The organism is Pseudomonas sp. RG1 (assembly GCF_025910115.1).
Taxonomy (GTDB): Bacteria; Pseudomonadota; Gammaproteobacteria; order Pseudomonadales; family Pseudomonadaceae; genus Aquipseudomonas; species Aquipseudomonas atacamensis.
The window spans coordinates 143551-163790 of record NZ_JAPCIK010000018.1 but is presented as its reverse complement, the minus strand read 5'-3'; the positions used below and the strand labels follow the sequence as shown (position 1 = coordinate 163790).

At 59.9% G+C, this 20240-nt stretch carries 18 protein-coding genes; 10 read left to right on the top strand and 8 right to left on the bottom strand.

The window, feature by feature from the left end:
- Window positions 1–47: 47 nt before the first annotated feature.
- Both OK411_RS11345 and OK411_RS11340 read left to right on the top strand, forming a co-directional pair.
- Window positions 48–545, top strand: a complete 498-nt coding sequence (locus OK411_RS11345; protein ID WP_123441720.1) for a hypothetical protein — start codon at window positions 48–50, stop codon at window positions 543–545.
- Window positions 546–701: 156 nt separating this feature from the next.
- Window positions 702–1529 carry a glycosyltransferase family 2 protein gene (locus OK411_RS11340; RefSeq protein WP_264364898.1) on the top strand — a complete coding sequence of 276 codons (828 nt, stop codon included), beginning with the start codon at window positions 702–704 and terminating at the stop codon, window positions 1527–1529.
- A 325-nt stretch (window positions 1530–1854) separates the two neighbouring features.
- Here the strand turns inward: OK411_RS11340 and OK411_RS11335 are convergent, their stop codons facing one another.
- From OK411_RS11335 to OK411_RS11310, 6 genes are all read right to left on the bottom strand, one after another.
- Window positions 1855–2439, bottom strand: coding sequence for a hypothetical protein (locus tag OK411_RS11335; protein WP_071172870.1), 585 nt, complete (start codon window positions 2437–2439; stop codon window positions 1855–1857).
- 86 nt (window positions 2440–2525) lie between these two features.
- Window positions 2526–2726 (bottom strand): hypothetical protein, encoded by a 201-nt coding sequence (locus tag OK411_RS11330; protein ID WP_122610224.1) that lies wholly within the window; start codon window positions 2724–2726, stop codon window positions 2526–2528.
- Window positions 2727–2737: 11 nt separating this feature from the next.
- The gene (locus OK411_RS11325) at window positions 2738–2980 is read right to left on the bottom strand and encodes a hypothetical protein (RefSeq protein WP_016774112.1); all 243 of its coding nucleotides are present in this window, start codon (window positions 2978–2980) and stop codon (window positions 2738–2740) included.
- A gap of 656 nt (window positions 2981–3636) precedes the next feature.
- Window positions 3637–4704 carry a lipocalin-like domain-containing protein gene (locus tag OK411_RS11320; protein ID WP_217879728.1) on the bottom strand — a complete coding sequence of 356 codons (1068 nt, stop codon included), beginning with the start codon at window positions 4702–4704 and terminating at the stop codon, window positions 3637–3639.
- Complete coding sequence (locus tag OK411_RS11315) at window positions 4694–7162, bottom strand: ABC transporter permease (protein WP_404822210.1); 2469 nt, start codon at window positions 7160–7162, stop codon at window positions 4694–4696. Before OK411_RS11315 ends, OK411_RS11320 begins: the two co-directional genes overlap by 11 nt.
- Window positions 7162–7815 carry an ABC transporter ATP-binding protein gene (locus OK411_RS11310; protein ID WP_016774109.1) on the bottom strand — a complete coding sequence of 218 codons (654 nt, stop codon included), beginning with the start codon at window positions 7813–7815 and terminating at the stop codon, window positions 7162–7164. Before OK411_RS11310 ends, OK411_RS11315 begins: the two co-directional genes overlap by 1 nt.
- Before the next feature lie 138 nt (window positions 7816–7953).
- On the opposite strand from OK411_RS11310, the gene OK411_RS11305 reads away from it, so the two are divergent.
- Window positions 7954–9927: an alkyl/aryl-sulfatase gene (locus OK411_RS11305; RefSeq protein WP_264364889.1), complete on the top strand. Its 1974-nt coding sequence runs from the start codon at window positions 7954–7956 to the stop codon at window positions 9925–9927.
- Between the two features lie 337 nt (window positions 9928–10264).
- Here the strand turns inward: OK411_RS11305 and OK411_RS11300 are convergent, their stop codons facing one another.
- On the bottom strand, window positions 10265–11116 hold the full coding sequence (locus OK411_RS11300; RefSeq protein WP_217879726.1) for an AraC family transcriptional regulator: 852 nt from the start codon (window positions 11114–11116) through the stop codon (window positions 10265–10267).
- A 97-nt stretch (window positions 11117–11213) separates the two neighbouring features.
- Here OK411_RS11300 and OK411_RS11295 point away from each other — a divergent pair, with 97 nt between their 5' ends.
- Window positions 11214–12158, top strand: coding sequence for a LysR family transcriptional regulator (locus OK411_RS11295; RefSeq protein ID WP_264364888.1), 945 nt, complete (start codon window positions 11214–11216; stop codon window positions 12156–12158).
- Window positions 12155–13174: an AraC family transcriptional regulator gene (locus tag OK411_RS11290; RefSeq protein WP_264364887.1), complete on the top strand. Its 1020-nt coding sequence runs from the start codon at window positions 12155–12157 to the stop codon at window positions 13172–13174. Before OK411_RS11295 ends, OK411_RS11290 begins: the two co-directional genes overlap by 4 nt.
- Before the next feature lie 140 nt (window positions 13175–13314).
- Here the strand turns inward: OK411_RS11290 and OK411_RS11285 are convergent, their stop codons facing one another.
- On the bottom strand, window positions 13315–15012 hold the full coding sequence (locus OK411_RS11285; RefSeq protein ID WP_264364886.1) for a sulfatase-like hydrolase/transferase: 1698 nt from the start codon (window positions 15010–15012) through the stop codon (window positions 13315–13317).
- 388 nt (window positions 15013–15400) lie between these two features.
- On the opposite strand from OK411_RS11285, the gene OK411_RS11280 reads away from it, so the two are divergent.
- From OK411_RS11280 to OK411_RS11260, 5 genes are read left to right on the top strand one after another with little or no spacing between them, the layout of a single operon-like run.
- A complete protein-coding gene (locus OK411_RS11280; protein ID WP_264364885.1) occupies window positions 15401–16753 on the top strand; it encodes a UDP-glucose dehydrogenase family protein in 1353 nt (450 codons plus the stop codon).
- Window positions 16750–17784, top strand: coding sequence for an NAD-dependent epimerase (locus tag OK411_RS11275; RefSeq protein WP_110598953.1), 1035 nt, complete (start codon window positions 16750–16752; stop codon window positions 17782–17784). The genes OK411_RS11280 and OK411_RS11275 overlap by 4 nt, the downstream gene beginning before the upstream one ends.
- Window positions 17785–17798: 14 nt before the next feature.
- Window positions 17799–18545, top strand: coding sequence for a sugar transferase (locus OK411_RS11270; protein WP_016774101.1), 747 nt, complete (start codon window positions 17799–17801; stop codon window positions 18543–18545).
- Window positions 18545–19192, top strand: a complete 648-nt coding sequence (locus OK411_RS11265) for a CpsD/CapB family tyrosine-protein kinase (RefSeq protein WP_024012451.1) — start codon at window positions 18545–18547, stop codon at window positions 19190–19192. The genes OK411_RS11270 and OK411_RS11265 overlap by 1 nt, the downstream gene beginning before the upstream one ends.
- Before the next feature lie 23 nt (window positions 19193–19215).
- Window positions 19216–20238, top strand: a complete 1023-nt coding sequence (locus tag OK411_RS11260; RefSeq protein WP_016774099.1) for a polysaccharide biosynthesis/export family protein — start codon at window positions 19216–19218, stop codon at window positions 20236–20238.
- The last annotated feature ends 2 nt before the right edge of the window (window positions 20239–20240 follow it).

The window sequence follows — 20240 nt, the reverse complement described above, 5'->3', positions numbered from 1 at the left end:
CGGTTTATCCGACACCATAAGTCGGAAATCTCGAGTCTGAAAACCCAATGAATACCCGTCAGATAACGCTTGCCAATCGATGGACCGCAACCTTTCAAAACATCGGCGAGTTTCGCATGGGCGTCGAGGGCTGGGGCTTGCTTCTACAGGGTCCGAATAACCAGACGATCAAATACTTCGCAGACCAGATTGTTCTAGCGAACGACGAGGACGGCAACCAAGCCAACACCTGCATCCTGCTCTCGGTCGATGGTGTTTACGGCTGTTTGCATACGGCCGTAGACGGCGACTGGGTGATCGATTTTGCGCGAGGGATGATTGCCCCTCATCGAGTAACGATTCGCCACCATCACGACGCTTACGACGAAAGCCTTTCAGTATACGAACAGCCGGCCTTCAAACGTGCGCGCCAGTACGTCAGTGTTGTCGGAAAACACATCTACCTGACTTTTCCGCTAACCAGAGATGAGGACTTTCCCAAGGTATGGGACGAATACCTGGCAATCCGCAAGCGCCAACTGGATGAGCTTTACTTCGCAACCTGATGAACGCATGGCTACATCCGGTACGCATCCCAACCGTTTTACGTCCTCACACTTCTCCAGTGTCCGACCCTGCCAAATTAAGCTTCACCTAAGCTTCCCCCGCTAGCATCCCGGCTCATCAACCTGTCGTCTTGAGCCGTGATGAGTCCCTCCGACATGAAAGCCTTCGATCTGCCTACCCAGCCGCATCCCAATTTCAGTCTTGTACTGGTCAATTACAAAACCCCGGACATCACCCGCATGTGTCTGGAACTGTTGCGCGAGCATGTTCAGGCGCAGGGCATTGCAGTGTGGGTGGTGGACAACGATTCGGCGGATGCCAGCCTCGATTATTTGCGTTCGCTGGACTGGATCAATCTGATCGAGCGGCCGTCGCCGGGCAAGGAAATGGGGCATATTGCCCATGGCAAGGCGTTGGATCTGGCCTTGGCGAAAGTTGAGACCGATTACTTGTTTCTGCTGCACACCGACACCTTTGTCTACGACATGGAAGTGTTTGCGATGATGATGCGCGAATGCACGAAAAATGCGGACATGGCGGCGGTGGGTTGTGTTGAGCAACTTGATCGTGGGTTACTGCGTGATACCTGGCGTTTAACTTCGCGGTTCTGCAAACATCATGTTCGTCGGCTCAAAGTTCATCTTGGCCTGCGTTCGAAGCCGCCACGCCCGTATAAAGAAACCCATTTGAAAAGTTTTTGCACGCTGTGGAATGCACGGCTGATGAAGTCGCTGGGTTTGCACTTCTGCATGGATGAGGAGGTGCCTGGTTACACGCTTCAGGATCGAATGGTCGGGTTGGGCTATGGCGTCAGGTTCCTCTCGCCGCGGAAGATTTTCCGCTATCTGGATCACATTCAGGCCGGCACCGTCGCGGCGGCGGGCACGTATGGCAAGGATCATCGCCGGACAAAAATGTACCAGCAGACCCTCAAACGCTTGCAGGATCAGTATGGCAAAGCCGGCATGCAAGCTTCGACTTGATCGAAAACAATAAAAAAAAGGGCGACTGAAAAGTCGCTCTTTTTGTTTGCTGATTCTGTATACAACTTTTTGCAAGTAGTGGAGTTCGCCCAGTGTAATGGCCTGGCAATCCATGCACCGGTAAAGAGCCCTGACACTGGGCGAACGCGAGGATTTTAATTCAAACAAGTGGGCATGTCGTCATGGGCAAACATGAAATTTTTGAACTGAAAAGTTAAAAACTGTGTTTTACCGATTTTCCCCGGGAATTGTCTTACAAAAAACTTTATATGATTGCTCTCATACATAAAGTTGTACAAGAGCAATAAACTTGTAGAGCTAATACTCAACTATCGTGCTGACTGGTCACTTTCAAGATATCGGTATAAGTGACAATAACGCTCTGCCCTACTTTCAGATCCTTCAACTTGGCCTGAATCTCCGGCTTCTTCACATCGAGCGTCTTCGATTGTCCGGATGGATTCTGGAGGGTGACCTGATTGGTCTTCAAATCGATTTTGCTGATTTTCAGCTGCACCTGAACCTGACGATAAGCCTCGCCACCAGGGTTATCGCTGCCCGGGGCCTTGCGCAGTTCGCCGGTACGTTCGGTGGTGCCTGGCAGACCTTTATCCACATCCGTATCGAGATAAGCGGCGACAGATCGCTGCACCTCGATCGTCACCGAATCGCCAACTTTAAGTTTGGCGAGGTTTTTCGCTTTGTCGCTGAGCTGAACGTGGACCTGACGTCCCTCGGGGCCTTCCAGCACGACCTGGTGATTGGCCGGGTCGACGGCGAGCACTTTGGTGGTAACGGAATCGGCCTCAACGACGGCGGATAACGGAATGTCGGCAGCCAGAGCGCCGAAACTCGTGACAGAAAGCAGCGTTGCGAGAGTGATGGCCTTGGCCAGAGCGTCGAGCTTCATATGCATTACTTTCCCTGTGATGAAATGGCGACACCCGCCACCAGAACGACTTCAGCGACGGGCGTGCCAGTGAGCATAGACGCTGTTCAGGGCTTGACCTGGGTTTGTGGCCCTCGGGTGTGTGGCTTGGCGGTCTCTTGCGCGGTGGATTCGCCACTCGGCGTGCCCTTGCCGCTGTCCTGCCGCTGCTTGGGATCGGTCGGGCGCAGCGCATCGTTATCGCGTTCGGTTTCGCCGGCCGGGCGCGGTTCGTCGGGATTGTCGTTCTGGTTGCTTGTCTTATTCATGGCAGAAGTCCTCAGGCTTCGGGATCGTCGAGTTCGCGGGCGACGTTGACCTCGGGTGACTGCTTGTGCAGATCATCGGCTTTGGCGCGCAACAACTGCCATTGCTCAAGATCAATTGCGCCTTGGCCGAGCAGGTCATCGGCGATGCGCTGCAGATCGAAATAGTGAGCGTCGGGCGATTGCTGCCAAAGAGTCTGATCGTCGAACAGGCGTTGCCAGGTGTTGAGGTCTGGGAGTTGCACGTCGTCGCTCATGGGTGAGTCCGAAAATGGCGGGTTTCTGGGTAGAGCCTTTTGGCGAAGGGAGAGTTCCGAGCGGTTTGATTAGTGGCGACCTTGCTGACGCCATCGCTGGCAAGCCAGCTCCCACAGGGATTGGGGTTAGGCTGTTAATCATCGGTGTCTTTGAGATAGCTATCGCGAGCAGGCTCACTCCTACAAGAGCAAGAGCAAAAGCAAAAGCAAAAGCAAAAGATCGCAGCCTTCGGCAGCTCCTACAGTCCCACGTTCACCTATAGGCCGAGTGTCAGCTCGCCTGCTCTTGATCTTGATCTTGATCCACCGGCGACGTCGGAAGGCTGAGTGGAGGGATTGATCCGGGCGTGGGAGCGCAGCGACCGTCTGGCGAAGCCAGACACAGCGGAAGGAGGTGCAGCGAAGCAAACCGTAGCCGCTGCGCCCGGATCGATCCCGCAGCGAAGGAACCCGAGCCTGCGAGGGCCGAACGTAGGAGCTAGCGTTTTTTGCTTACTTTTTTTGGCGCTTGTAAAAAAGTAAGTCGCCGTAAGGGCGAAACGCTAAGCAGCCGTTACCGCAGCAACGGATATGTACCCGGTCAAGCAGAACAAATCATCGCTCGACAAAAAGCCTTCGCGAGCAGGCTCGCTCCCACAGGGAAACTGCACCTACCGTTAATATCCGGTCATTTCCAGATAGCCCTGGCCAGGATGGCTGCCGTCAATCTTCACCGGCCCCTCCCAATACGGAATACGCAAATCCATCCACGCATTGCGATTGAGCGCATCAACGCTGATATCGAGTTGCTTGTCGGGAATGCGGATCGACCATTTCACCGGCATCGGTCGATCAGCCACCTTGGCCGTATCCTGCGGCACGAGGCTGATCTGCTCGCTGTGCAATGTCTGAATCTGCCCGTCAGCGGCGATCCAGGTGCCGGTCAGATAAGGCGCGCCGTCCTTCTGCCGCATGCGGTAAAGCATCACATGTTCGCCGCTGTCCAGATGCAGCGAGAACCAGTCCCAGCCAGTTTGATTGGCGGTGAGTGGCTGACTGCTCCACTCGCGATCGAGCCATGCCGGGCCGCTGACGGTGTAGGTCTGGCCGTCGATCTGCAGCGTACCGCTGGCCTGAAAAAACGGCTGGCTGTAGTAATACGAGGCCTGACCTTCTTCGGATTTCTGGCTGAAACCGTTGTCGCCTTGCAGCACCAGCGGGCGGCTGGAGGTGAGGCGCAGTTGATAAGCGAAATTCTTGTCACGAGCACTGAGTTGCATATCGCGCAACGGATCCTGCGCCTGACTGGCAAACATCCAGTCATCGATCCACGCTTCGAACGGCGCCAGGCGCACGCCGGCCTGGCCTACTCCGCCCCGGGCGTAGCGCTCGGCGGCGTGATGCACCGAGCGCGAAGTGACTGCCGCATGGCCCAGCCAGATCGTTTGGTTGCCCCAACCGGCCTGCTCAGCGACTGGTTTCAGGGCGCTACGGAACAGTGTCCATTGCACGCCGAAATCATTGCCCTGCTGATCCTTGAGATTGGCGGTGACGTACCACCACTCGATGCGAAAACCATCATGCGCGCCGTGATCGGCAGGGAAACTGAATACCCGACCGGGCACCACCGGGGTGAACGATTGCGCCTGATCGCCCATGCCGGCAAAGCCCTTCTCCTCGGGTGCAGGCTGATCGCAGCCACCGAGCAGCAGCGCAATCATCAGCACGAGCCATTTAGTCCTCATGGGCAAACGTCCTCAGCAAGTCCGCCGGTTGCGTGCGGTACAGCGAATACAGCGGCCATGCCGAGGCCAACAGAGTCGCCAGCAAGGCCAGGCCCATCAGTTGCAACAACTGCAAAGGAAACACCCGCAACGGCAAGCGCCAGCCGAATGCCTGCACATTGATCACCGCATCCAGGCACCACGCCAAAGCAATGCCCAACGGCAGCGCCAACAGCAACGTCAATACGGCGAGCAGCCAGGTCTGGCCGAGGTTGAGCAGCATCAATTGTTTGCGCGTCACGCCCAGCGCCCACAGCGGTGCGAGTTGACTGAGGCGACTCTGGCTCTGGGTCAACAGACTGATGAACAGCGCCACGCCGGCCACGGCGAGGGTCAGGCTGTTCAACGCCGCCGTCGCGGCAAAGGTGCGTTCGAAGACTTGCACCGACCAGCCCTTGAGCCTCGCCTGATCGACGATGCGGTTGTCATCCAGCGCAAAACGCGCCTGCAAGGCGTTGAGCAGCGCCGGAATCTGTGCTGGATCGATACGCAAATTGAAGCGGTTGGGCGTGAGTTGCGGCCAGCCGCGCAACAGGTGCTCGCTGCTGATCAGCACGTGCCCTTTCGGATTGCCGTAGTCGGCGTAGATGCCGACAATGCGCGGCGACCACGTGCCGTTTGGCGTGGGAATGTTCAGATGCTCGCCCGGCCGCAACTTCAGGCGTCGTGCCAGTTGTTCGCTGAGCATCACCGCGTCATCCGTGGCCAGTTTGCCCCACGGATCGCTGCCACTGCTGTCGAGCAGCGGCCAGTGCTGGCGATAGTAGGAGTGGTCGATGATGCCGTAGACATCGGCCGGCCAGCCTTGCAGCGTCACCGAAACCTGCCAGTTGGGCAGTACAGCGGTCACGTTGGGCTGCTGCTTGAGCCAACTGTGCATCTCGCGGGCCTGCGCCGGGTTGGCCGGATTGATGTACAGCTCGGCGCTCAGGCGTTGTTCGAGCCAGTCGTTGAAGGTCTGGCGAAAACCGGCGGTCATGCTGCCGGCGCCGATATTGGCGGCGAGCGCCAACAGCAGCGCCATCAGCGCCAGACTCAGGGCTGGCAGTTGCTGGCGGCAGTCGGCGAGAAACCATTGGCCGAGCACCGAACGACTGCGCCCGAGCAACGGGTTCAACAACGCGCTGAGCAACACCGGCAAGGCCAGCGCGGCACCGAGCAACAGCCCGGCCATCAGCACGAAGCCGCTGCTCAGGCTGTCGCCCCAGATCAGCGCCGCCAGCGCAATCGCCAGCAGCGCTGTCGCCAGCCAACCCTGCCGACGCAACCAGCGCGAATATTGCTGATGCCAGGCCTGCGGATCAGCCACCGCCAGCAACGGCAGGCGCGCCGCCCGCAGCAGACTGTTGGCACCGGCCAGCAACGCGCCGAGCAGACTCAGACCGATGCCGCTGAACCACCACCAGGGACTCAAACGCAACTGCCCCGCCACTTCCGCGCCATATAAACCGCGCAGGCTGGCGGCAACGTCCGGCAGCAGCACGCTGGCCAGCCAATAGCCGCTGATCACACCGAACACTCCGCCCATCAGCGCCAGCACACCCAGTTCAACCACCAGACACGCGATCAGCATTCGTGCACTGACGCCACAGGCACGCAACGTGCGCAGCAAGCCTCGGCGCTGTTCCAGAGCGAGGCCGATGGCAGCGTGGACGATGAACAGGCCGACCAGAAATGACAAAAATCCAAGGGCATCAAGATTGAGGTGAAAGCTCTCGGTCAGCCGCGCGAGATTGTTTTCTTCGCCGCTGCTTTTGAGCTGCAAGCGATCGGTGAAACTCGCTGGTAATTCTTGATGAAAGTCCTTGGGCAGCAGCAATCGCGACAATTGCTCGGGTTGGTCGAGCAGTCTTTGCGCTGCGCCGATGTCGACCAGTAACAGGCCCGGCGCCATGTCCTTCTGCGCGAGCAGCGGCGGCAGGGTCTGGCCGTTCACGGTTTGCGCTGTATCGCCTTCGCGCAAGCCGAGCAGTTGCATCGTGTCCGGGGAAATCCAGGTGCTGCCCGGCGGGCTGAAAAATTCGACGATGCGCTCGATCGGCATCGCCTGCCCGGCTACTGCGGAATCCGACGGCAGCGACACCGGCTCGATGCCCATCACTTGAATCCGCTGGTCTTCGTGGCCCTTGAGCGTCAGCCGGCCCTGCAACACCGGCGACACCGGCCAGCCCTGACGGCGCAATTCGATAAACCAGCGCTGTGGAAACAATGCCCCATTCGGCGTGCTCAGGCTGGCCTGTGGTTCACCGCCGATCATCTGGCTGGCCCGCGCGTAGCTGTCGCGCGCCTGACTGTTCAGCGCCTCGACGCCAGTGAGCAAACTGGTGGCCAGCCACAGCCCGGTCAGCACACTGAAAAACTGCACGGGATGGCGCCGCCAGTGGCTGAGCAGCGCGCGCAGGGTTTGCCGCCAGATCATCAGGCGACCCGTCCGTTCGACAACACCACGCGCTGAGCCAGACGCGCCGCAACGCGCTGACTGTGAGTGACCATCAACAAAGTCGTCGGCGTGTCATCGAGCAATTCGAGCAACAGCCGCAGCACTTCATCGCTGGTCGCTTCATCGAGGCTGCCGGTGGGTTCATCGGCCAGCAGCAATTTCGGCTGCGAGGCCAATGCCCGGCCCAATGCGACTCGTTGCTGCTGGCCGCCAGAGAGTTGCTCGGGGTACCGCGAGAGCAGATCGCCAAGACCCAGACGCTGCACCAGATGCGCTTGCCAGCGTGGCTCATGGCGCCCGGCGAGGCGCGCCTGAAAGGCCAGATTGTCTTCCACGCGCAGGCTGCCGATCAGGTTGAACTGCTGAAACACCAGACCAATTTCCGTGCGCCGCCAGTTCGCCAGTTGCGCTTCGCTCATGGCTTCCAGGCGATGTTCGCCGCTGCGAATGCTGCCGCTGTCGACCTTGTCCAGCCCCGCCACCAGATGCAGCAGCGTGCTTTTGCCACTGCCCGATTCGCCCATCAGCGCGAGGCTGCCACCGGCCTCCAGCGTCAGGTCGACGCCTTGCAGCACCGGCAACAATCCCTGTGGCGTGGCATAGCTTTTGAAAACGTCGCGAACCTCAAGCATGGGCAAACCCGATCAGTGAACCTGGGCCTAGGATAGCGGCCCTGAATGGTTTTTGTCCGCTGATGATCATCGCCAACTCCGGGACGCGCCATACGCTGCTGGCTGTTCGGCCATAACGATAAAAAACCGGAGACACCCATGCCCCGTTTCATCCTGAGCCCGCGCGGCCTGCTGACCTGCCTGATCACCGCTTGCCTGAGCCAACCGTTGCTCGCTGCTGACGGTGCGGTTGCGCCGAGCATGCAAACCGCCGCAAGCAACGCTGCCGTCCTGCAAACCCTGCCTTTCAGCGACCGCACCGATTTCGAATCCGTCAGCAAAGGCTTGATCGCACCGTTCAAGGGCCAGATCAAGGATGCCGCCGGCAAAGTCATCTGGAACGTCAATGCCTATGATTTCCTCGCCAATGACAAGGCGCCGGAATCGGTCAATCCGAGCCTGTGGCGACTGGCACAGCTCAATGCCCACGCCGGTCTGTTCGAGGTGAGCCGCAAGCTGTATCAGGTGCGCGGTCTTGACCTCGCCAACATGACCATCATTGAAGGTGACGACGGGCTGATCATCATCGATCCGCTGACCATGGCCGAAACCGCCAGGACTGCGCTGGACCTGTACTACGCCAATCGGCCGCGCAAACCGGTCGTCGCGGTGATCTACAGCCACACCCATGTCGATCATTTCGGCGGCGTGCGCGGGGTGATCGACGAGGCCGACGTCAAGTCCGGCAAGGTCAAGGTCTACGCGCCGGTCGGCTTCATGGAACACGTGATGAGCGAGAACGTCATGGCCGGCAACGCCATGAGCCGCCGCGCGCAGTACCAATTCGGCAGCCTGTTGCCGCGCAGTGAAAAAGGTCAGGTCGACGCTGGCCTCGGCAAGAGTGCGCCCAGCGGTGGCACGGTCACGCTGATCGCGCCTACCGACCTGATCGCCGAGCCGTTGGAAACTCGCACCATTGCTGGCCTGCAAGTCGAATTCCAGCTGACCCCGGGCACCGAAGCGCCAGCGGAAATGAACCTCTATCTGCCCGAATTGAAAGCCTTGTGCATGGCCGAAAACGCCACACAGATGATGCACAACATCCTCACCCCGCGCGGTGCGCAGGTGCGTGATGCCAAGGCCTGGTCGCAATATCTCGATGACAGCCTGGCCCGCTACGGCGACAAGGCGGACGTGCTGTTCGCCCAACACAACTGGCCGACCTGGGGCGGCGAGCGCATTCGTACTCTGCTCGCCGATCAGCGCGACATGTACGCCTTCATCAACGACCGCACCTTGCATTTGCTCAACCAGGGCCTGACGCCGCTGGAAATTGCCGAAGCAATCAAGAAACTGCCCGGCTCGCTCGATCAGAAGTGGTACACCCGCGGCTATTACGGCTCGCTGAGTTTCAATACGCGCGCGGTGTATCAGCGCTACATGGGTTTCTACGACGGCAACCCGGCCAACCTCAATCCGCTGCCCCCGGTGGATGCGGCGAAACGCTCGGTCGAGGCCATGGGCGGTGCCGCGTCGGTGCTGGAGAAAATGCGCAGCGCGATGGCCAGTGCGGACTACCGCTGGGCCGCGCAGTTGGGCAATCAGTTGCTGTTCGCCGATCCGGACAACGCCGACGCACGCAAGGCGCAGGCCGAGACGCTGGAACAACTGGGTTATCAAAGCGAGAACGCCACCTGGCGCAACATGTACCTGACCGGTGCGATGGAACTGCGCAACGGCGTGCCGCCGCAGTCAGCCAATACCGTATCGGTGGATATGGTCCGGGCGATGAGTCCGGAAATGTTCTTCGACTACCTCGCGGTACGCCTGGACAGCGACAAAGCCGTGGCCCATGACCTGACGCTGAACTGGACGTTCGACGATGTGCAAAAGGATTTCACCCTGACCTTGCGCAACGGCGTGCTGACTCACCGTGCCGGCTTGAATCCGGCGGCGGATGCGAGGGTAAGCCTGAGCCGCGATACGCTGGAGAAGATCAGCCTGAAACAATTGGACTTCCCGACAGCGATGCAAAAAGGACTGGTGAAGTTGCAGGGCGATGGTCAGAAATTCGGATTATTGATGGGCAGCCTGGATACGTTCGGGCCGCAGTTCAATATCGTCACGCCGTAAGTCAACAGCCCCTCACCCTAGCCCTCTCCCGGAGGGAGAGGGGACCGACCGAGTTGCATGTACGAGATACGCCGACGTGGGATAACGAGTTGAATGCAATTTTGAATAACACGCACATCAGCTCCCATGATTCATAAGCCCCCTTCCCGGAGGGAGAGGGGACTGACCGTGTTGGATGTACGAGATACGCCGACGTGGGATACCGAGTTGAACTCAGATTCCGACCGCCATGAAGATCGGCTCCCTTTCCCCCTCGCCCCCTTGGGGGAGAGGGCTGGGGTGAGGGGGTAAATCTTGCTGACACCCTCGATAACGATCAATCACCTCAATCCTGCTTTCAACAAACTTGCCCCGGATTCAACCGAAACTGCTTCGGCGTAATCCCGAACTGTTTGCGAAACGCGCGGATAAAGTTGCTCGGCTGGCGATAACCCAGCCGCTCAGCTATCCGTTCGATCGGTTGATCACCCGCCGTCAGCCAATGCCGCGCCATTGTCAGATTGTCCTCACGCGCAGGTGCGCGAGTTTCAGCGTGCCAGTGGCGCAGCATGCTCTGGTGCAGAAACGGGTTGGCGCCAAGCAAGACCTGATCGAGGTTATATCGCGGCAAGGTCAGGCACAGATGTTCGCCCTGCTCCACCGCGATACCCACTCCACGCAGCCAGCCACCGGCCATTTGCGTCGGGCGCAGGCTGACACTCACAAACGAATCTCCAGGCGCCCCGCCCAATCGACGGGCAATGTTGCGCGCCAGCGTTATCACTGCCGCATCCAGAGCGAAATGATGCAAATGCCCCTGCTGCGAACGCAGGCGCAAACGAGCCACGTCGCCTGCCTCGACCAACTCCACCGCAACGTAATTGATCACCCTTGGCAAGCAGTCGATGAAGCACTTCAGACTGGCCCGCAAGGTCGCGGACGAGTCGAGCAGAATATTCAGTCCTTGCAGGCAATCGGTCGCCATCCCGTCGGCCAGTTCACAGCCAAACGTCGGCGCTACCCCTGACCATTCACACTCACGCCACAACTGTTCAACCGCTTGTGCGGCGATCAATTGATGCTGCCCGGCGAGCACTGACGGGCAGATCCCGACGCGCGCCATCAAGCGTTGCGGGCACAGTCCGGACTGGCGAGCATGCGCGAGAATCGTGCGGGTAAAGGCGCTGGAGGCGAACAGAGACTGAGACATGAAGGCGTGCCATCGAAGAACAGGCGTGTACTTATGCCAGCGGACGTGCTATCGATCCAATGCATTAAAAGTATCCGCAAAATGCAGGAGACGCATGATGGATCTTCGCCAGCTTCGCCATTTGGTCGCCCTCGCTGATTACCGCAACTTCGGTCGCGCCGCCGAGGCGATCAACCTCAGTCAACCGGCGTTCAGCCGCAGCATCCAGACTCTGGAGCGTGACCTTGACTGCGCGCTGGTCGAGCGCAGCAGCCGCGAATTTCGCTTGACCGGGCAAGGCGAGCTGGTGCTGCAACATGCGCGGCGCCTGCTCGCTGGCAGTCAGGCGCTGCACAACGAATTGACGCAATACAACGGCCTCACCGGCGGCGAACTGCAATTCGGTTGCGGTCCGTATCCGGCGCAGGTGCTGGTGCCGGAAGCGCTGGCCGACTTCATTGATGCGCATCCGGCGATTCGCACGCGGTTTCATCAGGGCGACTGGCAGCAATTGACGCTGTGGTTGCGCGAGCAGCAGATCGAGTTTTTCGTCGCGGACGCGCGGCACTTTGTCAGCGATCCGCAGTATCAGGTGCACCTGCTGCGCACGCGGCCGGGACGGTTTTTCTGTCGCGCCGGCCATCCGCTCCTCGCGCAACGAGACCTGCGATTGCGCGCCCTGCTCGATTACCCGATCGTCGGCACGCGCATTCCACCGATGATCCGCAAGGTGCTCGCCGATATCCTTGGTGAGCAGGACTTCAACCCGAGCGTCGAGTGCGCACAATTTGACGCAATCCAGCGCGTAGTGCTGCGCTCCGACGCGGTGGGGCTGGCCACGCTTGAGGCCTTGCGTGAACAACTTGATCGCGGCCTGATCGACCTGCTCGACTTTGTCGACGTCCCCCATGACGAGCCGGCGCTGCAACTGGGTTATGGCATCGTCAGCCGCGCCGGTTTTACCCTGACGCCAGCAGCGCGGGCGATGATCGAGGCGATCCTCAGCGTCGATCAGCGTTTGCTGGCGGCTAACGGAGCGACGGGAGACGCGCGCACAACATGAGCAAAATCCATCCGCAACCCGTCAACGCTTTTTACGCGCCGACCCTGCTGCCGGCCATTGAAGAATTGCTCGCGCGCGGCATCAGCCAAGGCGCAATCGAAGCACAACTGCGCCGCAGCCTGTTCGATCTGCGCACGCCGTTCACGCGCATGCCGCTGCTGATGTCGCGGCGCTTCTGGGGGTTTGCCGTGGAACAGAGCGGCGATCCACTGATCGGTCTGGCGGCGGGTGAACGCTTCGCTTCGACGGCCACCAATGGACTGACCTATCTGTTCGATGTCGCCGTGTCGCTGGAACGTGCCTGTGAGTTTTTCGCCGAGTACTTTGCGTTTTTCAACGGACACTTCCGTGTGCAAATCCTGCGTGAAGATGGCGGCGTAACACTGCGCTTGGTCGAAGCCGGCAGTCTTGATGCTCCGGCGGCGCTGACCGATTACATCCTCGTCAGCCTTTGCAGCCTGGTGCGGCGCAAGTTGCTCGCCAGCGGCGTGAATCGTGATCCGGTGCTGGGTGTGGCACTGGTGTCGGCCAGCCGCGAGGAACATGCATCGGCGTTGCGCACCCCGGTGAGCGCAGAGCAGTCATGGGCGGCGATTTATCTGGATCCTCAGCTGTTCGTGATGTCGTTGACACCGGGTAATCCGGGATTGGAAACAACGCTTGTCGATCTGCTGGAACAGACCCGCCGCCTCAGTGAATCGACCTTGCTCGGACAGCTCAGCGATTATCTGATCGAAGATCTGGCTTCAGCGGATTGGCAGCAGTTCTGTGCTACACAGCATGTGCTTGAGCGCACGGCGGCAAGGCGCTTGAAGGCGTTGGGCTGGACTTTCAGCGAACTGCTCGATGAGCATCGGCGCTATCGGGCCGAGGACCTGTTGCAGTCCGGGGCGCTGGAGCTGGTCGAAGTGGCGGATCGGTTGGGTTACAGCGATGTGCAGGGATTCAACCGGGCTTGCGTGCGCTGGCTGGGGTGCGCGCCTGGGGAGTATCGGGCGCGGTGGCTGAAGCTTTGAATTGGCTGGTGTCAGTGCTGGTCCCATCGCTGGCAAGCCAGCTCCCACAGAGGCCAGTGCTGACACAGGATTTGTGAACAACCTCGAACCCTGTGGGAGCTGGCTTGCCAGCGAAGAGGCCCGCCCGAGCAACCCAAAACTCACTGCCCCGAAGCCACACTCGCCGGCGCCCGCTCAGGCGTAACGATGCTGCCCAGATCGATATGCTTCCACTCAGGCTTGGCGCCCAAACGCGCATTGAAGCGGTAGTTGAAGGTGAACTCATCCGCCGTCGGCACGCTCAGCGGTTTGCCATACACCGCTTCGATTGCGCCCAAGTCGTAGCCCATCACCTGCAACAGTGTCGGGAAGATGTTGTAGTGGCTGGAGCGGTCCTTGTTTGCCGGCAGATTCGCCGCCCAGTCCGGCGTCTGCAATCCACGGCCCTGGATCACCACGAGCGGCACCAGCCCCTCCTCTTCCACCGGATCGCCACCGCAATGGGTATTCAAGCCCGGGTTGCCGCGCTCGTGCAGATCCTGACCATGATCGGAGGTGTAGATCAGCAGCGCGTTGTTCAGGTTGGCCTGGGCAAACACCCGGGCGAAGAACTCGCCGACGTTCCACAACAGCGTGTTCTTGTAGGCGTTGCGATACAGCACCCAGTCATGCGGCTGGCCGTTGAAACCGTTGCGTTCGCCAGTGTCGGCGACTTCGGTGAACTGTCCGCGGGGCAGCGTCGGCCGGTAGGCCATGAACGCGTCCGGGTATTTGTCATGCACCGGAAAATGCGCGCCGACCTTGTTGATCACGATCAGCTCGGGGCGATTGTCGTTGAGCAGTTCAATCAGCTTCGCCGCTGCCGCCATGTCGCGGTCGCGCACGCTGGTCTGGTCGAATTGCACGAAACTGTCGATGTCGTTTTTCTCGGCAGCGGTCATCAGGTTCTGCAGGTTGCCGGCGGTGCGCTGGGCATCGATGTAGACCGTGCCGAGCCCGGCCTTTTTCGCGTACTGCCAGATCGACGGCAACGTGCTGTTGATGCGTCTGTAGTCGGCGCGGGTGCCGCCGTAGCGCAAGGTGACATTGGTGTCGGCGCTGCAGTTGGCAATGGACGCGGCATAACCAAAGTTGAAGACATCGACCCCGGCCGGCGCTTGCTTGAGGTTGCTGTGCACGCCGAACGGCGCGTTGATGTCGAGGTAATTGCCGGAAATGCTTTCGTCAATGATCAGCACAATGTCATGGCCGACGGCGGGCGTGGCGCGCGCAAGCGTCACCGCTTCACGGGGGCCAACGGTATCGTGTAGCGCCTCGTAGGCAAACAGGTTCAGGTAGGCCAGCGGCGTGTACATGATCGGCAGGCCACGTGCGCCCTCACCCGCTCGTAGAAACAATAATCCGCTGAGCATCAATACGCCGACGATGGGCGCCGCGACCCGCAACGTGTTGGGTATGAACAGCGCATGACGCGGCTTGAGTCCGATGCCGAACAACAGCAGCAAGCCACTGAGCACCGCGCGCAGGATCGCATCGCGATACTGATAGGCCGCTTCCTGAATGAAGCCGCCGGAGTACACCAGCGAGACAAAATCGCTGTACCTCAGGTAATCCGCGGTGACACGGGTGTAAACATCAAAAAAAACTGCTGCGGCAAACATCGTTAATGCGAATGCATGTCGAACGAGAGCCTGACGTATATAGGCAGTTAGATATAAAGCAAAAGTAAGCGCCAAAAACATCGCGCCAAAAACAAGTACATTCAAACCCCACCCGATAGCATTTAACCGATCAAGGTAATAGTCGGAAAAGAGCAATAGATAGGCAACTAAAAGCAGTTCCTTGGCGTATTTGAACATGGCGATACCGGCCGTCCGAAATGGGAGGTTGTCAAAGCTTTGTCGGTCAGAACCTGACACTAGCACCCGGCCATCAAAGCGCAAGAAATGACTGATAGCCGGGTAAAGCGTCAAAAAAACGGTGACTCAAATCTGACACGCCTGTAGCGATTAAAGCCTTTAATTTCGGGGACTTAGACCGTCTGTCGGTTAAATAAAATCTGAACAAATCTGCGAGAAAACAACAAATTCAATCGCAGCAATGACTTGATGGCCAATCGCCAAAAACGCCTCAAGTGTTATACCCGTGCAACATGTCATTTTGCTGACACGCTTTCCAAACCCTGCGCTATACCCCTTTAACAATCTCATCCGTAATTAACTTTTCTGGTTTTATTGAGGTGCGCAGATGGACGTGAGCGTATTTGGCACTGGCTATGTCGGACTTATACAAGCCGCTGCACTTGCCGATGTCGGCCATCGGGTTTTATGCATTGATATTGATCCGAACAAGATCAAACAACTGCAACAAGCGGTGCCGCCCATCAGTGAACCAGGCCTGTCCGCAACACTTGAAGAAAACATCAAGGCCGGGCGCTTGTTGTTCAGCACTCAGGCCAGTGATGCGGTAACTCACGCCGAGCTGATTTTCATCGCCGTCGGCACCCCCGCGGACGAAGACGGCTCTGCCGACCTCAGCCATGTGCTCAACGTCGCCCGGCAAATTGCCGGCCTGATGGAGGCCGATCGCACGTTGATCATCAAATCCACGGTGCCGGTCGGGACTGCCGATCAAGTCCTGGCCACGGCCACCAGCGAATTGCTGTTGCGCGGCAAAGCCGAGCTGCAGGTGCGCGTGGTATCCAACCCGGAATTTCTCAAGGAAGGCAGCGCCCTCGCCGACTGCATGCGCCCGGACCGGATCATCATCGGCACCCGCGATGACGCTGCCCGCGAGCAGATGAGCGAGCTGTACGCGCCGTTCTGCCGCAACCACGAAAAACTGATGTTCATGGACAACCGCAGCGCCGAGCTGACCAAGTACGCGGCCAACGCGATGCTCGCCACCCGCATCAGTTTCATGAACGAACTGGCCAACCTCACCGAACTGCTCGGCGCCGACATCGAAGCGGTGCGCAAAGGCATCGGTTCCGACCCGCGTATCGGCTACCACTTCATTTATCCGGGCTGCGGCTTCGGTGGCTCGTGCTTTCCCAAGGATCTGCGGGCCTTGCTGCACACCGCCGAACACAACGGCATGCCGCTGAAATTGCTGCGCAGCGTCACCGACGTCAATGACAGCCAACGGCACATCCTGTTCAGCAAATTGCGCGCGCAGTTTCCCCAGGGCCTGGCCGGCAAATCCATTGCGGTCTGGGGCCTGGCGTTCAAACCGAACACCGACGACATGCGCGAAGCCCCGAGCCGTTATCTGATGGATGCATTGTGGGCCGAAGGCGCCAGCGTGCAGGCTTATGATCCGGAAGCCATGTCCGAGTGCCGGCGCATCTACGGCTACCGCAACGACCTCCACCTGTGCGCGACCCGCGACGACACCCTCGAAGACGCCGACGCGCTGGTGATCTGCACCGAGTGGAAAAACTTCCGCGTAGTCGATTTCGAGCTGCTCGCCGAGAAACTGCGTTCGAAGGTGATCATCGATGGGCGCAACCTGTACAACCCGGAACAGGTTGCCGCCGCCGGCCTGCATTACAGCGGCATCGGCCTGCGCCACATCGCCCCTGAAGGTCTGCGGCCATGAAGATTCTGGTGACCGGTGCCGCCGGTTTCATTGGTGCCCATTGCGTCCTGCGCTTGCTGCGCGACGGGCATTCGGTGGTCGGCCTGGACAATTTCAACCACTACTACGACCCGCAGCTCAAGCACGACCGCGTGCAGTGGGTGCGCGAGCAGGTTGGCGATTTTCCGCTGGCCACGGTGGATCTGGCCCACGCTTCGGCGATCGATGCGCTGTTTGCCCGCGAGCTGCCACAAGTGGTGATCCACCTCGCCGCGCAGGCCGGGGTGCGTTATTCGCTGGACAATCCACGGGCGTATCTGGACAGCAACCTCAACGGTTTCCTGAACATTCTCGAGAGCTGCCGGCATCACCCGGTCGAGCACTTGATCTACGCCTCGTCGAGTTCGGTGTACGGCGCCAATCAGCACACGCCTTACTCGGTCAAGGATGGCGTCAACCATCCGCTGTCGCTGTACGCCGCGACCAAAAAAGCCAATGAACTGATGGCGCACAGTTACAGCCATCTGTTCGGCATTCCCTGCACCGGCCTGCGTTTTTTCACCGTGTACGGGCCTTGGGGCCGGCCGGACATGTCGCCGATCCAGTTCGCCCGGGCGATCAGCGAAGGCGAGCCGCTGAAGCTGTTCAATTACGGCGAGCATCAGCGCGATTTCACCTACATCGACGACATCATCGAAAGCATCGCTCGCCTCATCGATCAGCCACCGCAAGCCAATCCGCAGTGGGATCGCGAGCAGCCCGACCCCGCCAGCAGCATGGCGCCGTGGCGCCTGTTCAACATCGGCGGGCAGCAGCCGGTCGCGCTGAAAACCTACCTCGCGCTGATGGAAAAACATCTCGATCAGCAAGCCATTGTCGAGCTGCTGCCGCTGCAACCGGGCGACGTGCTCAACACCTGCGCCGAGGCCAGCGATCTGGCCCAGGCCACCGGATTCCAGCCCCGGATAGAACTGGATGAAGGACTGGGCCGCTTCATCGCCTGGTTCCGCGACTACTACCCCACTGCCCGTGCGCCGCTTGCGGCTGATTGAATGCGGAGGACGCCATGACTGGACATGAAAGAAGTGTGTCGATTGCACAGATGCGCCCTGACAAGCGCGTCGACCCGGAACATCGCATGCGCCTGGACGCGGCGATCCACCGTCAGGGTCGCGGCTGGCTCAGCGGCCGCGATGGCGGCCGCCCATGGCAGCTGTCGCGGACCAATCGGGTGGTCGCCTGCCTCGGCGCGCTGACGATTCTCGTGCTGATCTCGCCAGTGCTGCTGGGTCTGGCCCTGGCCATCAAGCTCACCAGCCCGGGGCCGGTGCTGTTCGTGCAGAAACGCACCGGTTATCGCGGGCGCAAGTTCGGCATGTTCAAGTTCCGCACCATGGTCAGCAACGCCGAAGAACTCAAAGAGTCGCTGCGCCATCTGAACAAGCACGGGGCAGACGCCATCGACTTCAAGATCGACAAGGACCCGCGCGTCACCGGCATCGGCAGTTTTCTGCGGCGCACCAGCCTCGATGAGCTGCCGAATCTGATCAACGTGGTGACCGGCGACATGCGCCTGGTCGGCCCTCGCCCGACCTCGTTCAACGCTTACCGCTACAAGGACAATCACCTCGCGCGTCTGGCGATCTACCCCGGCATGACCGGTCTGTGGCAGATCTCCGGACGCAGCAACATCGACTTCGACCAGCGCGTTGAGTTGGACCTCAGCTACATCGCCGAGCAGAGCCTTCTGCTTGATCTGAAGATTCTGTTGAAAACCCCCTTCAAAGTATTCAGCGGCCACGGAGCAAGCTAATGGACGGTTCAACCAATAAAAGCCTGAGCATCGCCAGCCCCAGCGAATCGAATCTGACTTCGACCGTGCTGGATCTCGATCTGCGCATTCTGTTCCTGACCGCCGCCAACCCCGGCGCCGGCACCACCACCAGCGCGCTGGCACTGGCCAGTCAACTGGCGCAGATGAGCAGCGGCCAGGTGCTGCTGGTCGATGCCAGCCAGTCGGCGAACAACCTCACCCAGCAGATGAACCTCGGCAAGGAGCGCGGCCTGCGCGACCTGCTGTTCAACCCGGGCAACCCGCCGCTGTTGCAGGACTGCGTGGTGCAGGTCTCGAGCCTGCCCTTCCATGTGCTGCCCAACGGCCGGCCGATCCGCACGCTGGAACACCTGACCGCCGAGCGCCTGAGCCCGTTGCTCGACCAGTTGGGCAGCCAGTACCGCTTTGTGGTGATCGACGGCGACGCGGTGTATTCCGCCGCCGACACCCTGGTCATCAGCACTCAGGTCGACGGCGTGGTGTTTGTCGTGCGCGCCGAAGACACCCGCTGGGAAGTCGCCCAGGCCGCTGTGCAACGCCTGACTCAGGCCGGGGCGAAAGTGGTCGGCAGCGTGTTCAACCGGCGCAAGTACTACATGCCCAAATGGCTTTACAAAAACCTGTAAGCGAACGCACAAAGGATGACGCCATGAACGCTAGAATGCTTGTCCTGCTGTTGCTGCCGCTTGCGGGCTGCACCAGCACTTCCGAGACCCGCAACATGCCGGTGAATATTCTCACCGCCACACCGGCCAACGCCCAGGCCACCGACATGCCGCGGGTCGAACAGACCCTGCGCCCGAAAGACGTGCTGGATGTGATCTTTCACATCAGCACCAGCGGTTCGGACGCTTACCGCGTGCAATCAGGTGACCAGATCGGCCTGAATTTCACCGCCGCCAGTCAGCTCAACGGCACGCAACTGGTGCTGCCCGACGGCACTATCGAACTGCCGGGCGCCAACACCTCGGTGAAAATCGCCGGGCTGACCAGCGAAGAAGCCCGTCAGGAAATCCAGCGTGCGTATCAGCGCAAGCAACTGTTCCAACCCAACCGCAATCAGCTCTCGGTACAGATTCTCAGCCCGCTGAGCAACGAGCAGAACCTTAAAAGTGCGCTGAACCATCCGGCCACCGGCATGAGCCGCGAGATCACCGTCGGCACTGATGGCTACGCGAGTTTTCCGGAAATCGGCGCGGTGCCGCTGCAAGGCATGACCGTCAATCAGCTGGAAACCTTCCTCAATCAGAGATACGCGCAACTGCCGGGCCGCATGACTGTGGATGTGCTGCTCAAGTCCACCGCCGGCAACGAGATCTACGTGCTCGGCGAAGTCGCACAACCGGGCTCCTACCCGATCCGCCGGCCGGTGTCAGTGCTCGAGGCGCTGACTCTGGCGCGCGGCACCAACGTCAAGGCGCGGCTGGATTCGGTGGTGATCATGCGGCGCAACGGCAATCAGGTGCAGGCGATGAACTACGACGTCGAAAAGGCCTTGTCCGGGGACGCGCCACAAATCGCCTATCTGCAGCCGGACGACATGCTCTACGTGCCAAAAACCAAACTGGCCAGCGCCGGCGAACTCGCCCGCCAACTGGCTGATGTGGTGCTGTTCCAGGGCGTCGGTTTCAGCTTCGGCTACCGCGTCGACAACAAAGGCAGTGACAACTGACT

Bases quoted from the DNA above. Each gene is read 5' to 3' on its own strand.
- OK411_RS11330 (WP_122610224.1), bottom strand. From the start codon at position 2,726: ATGAATAAGACAAGCAACCAGAACGACAATCCCGACGAACCGCGCCCG.
- OK411_RS11265 (WP_024012451.1), top strand. From the start codon at position 18,545: ATGGACGGTTCAACCAATAAAAGCCTGAGCATCGCCAGCCCCAGCGAA.
- OK411_RS11340 (WP_264364898.1), top strand. From the start codon at position 702: ATGAAAGCCTTCGATCTGCCTACCCAGCCGCATCCCAATTTCAGTCTT.
- OK411_RS11310 (WP_016774109.1), bottom strand. From the start codon at position 7,815: ATGCTTGAGGTTCGCGACGTTTTCAAAAGCTATGCCACGCCACAGGGA.
- OK411_RS11320 (WP_217879728.1), bottom strand. From the start codon at position 4,704: ATGAGGACTAAATGGCTCGTGCTGATGATTGCGCTGCTGCTCGGTGGC.
- OK411_RS11280 (WP_264364885.1), top strand. From the start codon at position 15,401: ATGGACGTGAGCGTATTTGGCACTGGCTATGTCGGACTTATACAAGCC.
- OK411_RS11275 (WP_110598953.1), top strand. From the start codon at position 16,750: ATGAAGATTCTGGTGACCGGTGCCGCCGGTTTCATTGGTGCCCATTGC.
- OK411_RS11345 (WP_123441720.1), top strand. From the start codon at position 48: ATGAATACCCGTCAGATAACGCTTGCCAATCGATGGACCGCAACCTTT.
- OK411_RS11285 (WP_264364886.1), bottom strand. From the start codon at position 15,012: ATGTTCAAATACGCCAAGGAACTGCTTTTAGTTGCCTATCTATTGCTC.
- OK411_RS11300 (WP_217879726.1), bottom strand. From the start codon at position 11,116: ATGTCTCAGTCTCTGTTCGCCTCCAGCGCCTTTACCCGCACGATTCTC.
- OK411_RS11335 (WP_071172870.1), bottom strand. From the start codon at position 2,439: ATGAAGCTCGACGCTCTGGCCAAGGCCATCACTCTCGCAACGCTGCTT.
- OK411_RS11305 (WP_264364889.1), top strand. From the start codon at position 7,954: ATGCCCCGTTTCATCCTGAGCCCGCGCGGCCTGCTGACCTGCCTGATC.
- OK411_RS11325 (WP_016774112.1), bottom strand. From the start codon at position 2,980: ATGAGCGACGACGTGCAACTCCCAGACCTCAACACCTGGCAACGCCTG.
- OK411_RS11270 (WP_016774101.1), top strand. From the start codon at position 17,799: ATGACTGGACATGAAAGAAGTGTGTCGATTGCACAGATGCGCCCTGAC.
- OK411_RS11295 (WP_264364888.1), top strand. From the start codon at position 11,214: ATGGATCTTCGCCAGCTTCGCCATTTGGTCGCCCTCGCTGATTACCGC.
- OK411_RS11315 (WP_404822210.1), bottom strand. From the start codon at position 7,162: ATGATCTGGCGGCAAACCCTGCGCGCGCTGCTCAGCCACTGGCGGCGC.
- OK411_RS11290 (WP_264364887.1), top strand. From the start codon at position 12,155: ATGAGCAAAATCCATCCGCAACCCGTCAACGCTTTTTACGCGCCGACC.
- OK411_RS11260 (WP_016774099.1), top strand. From the start codon at position 19,216: ATGAACGCTAGAATGCTTGTCCTGCTGTTGCTGCCGCTTGCGGGCTGC.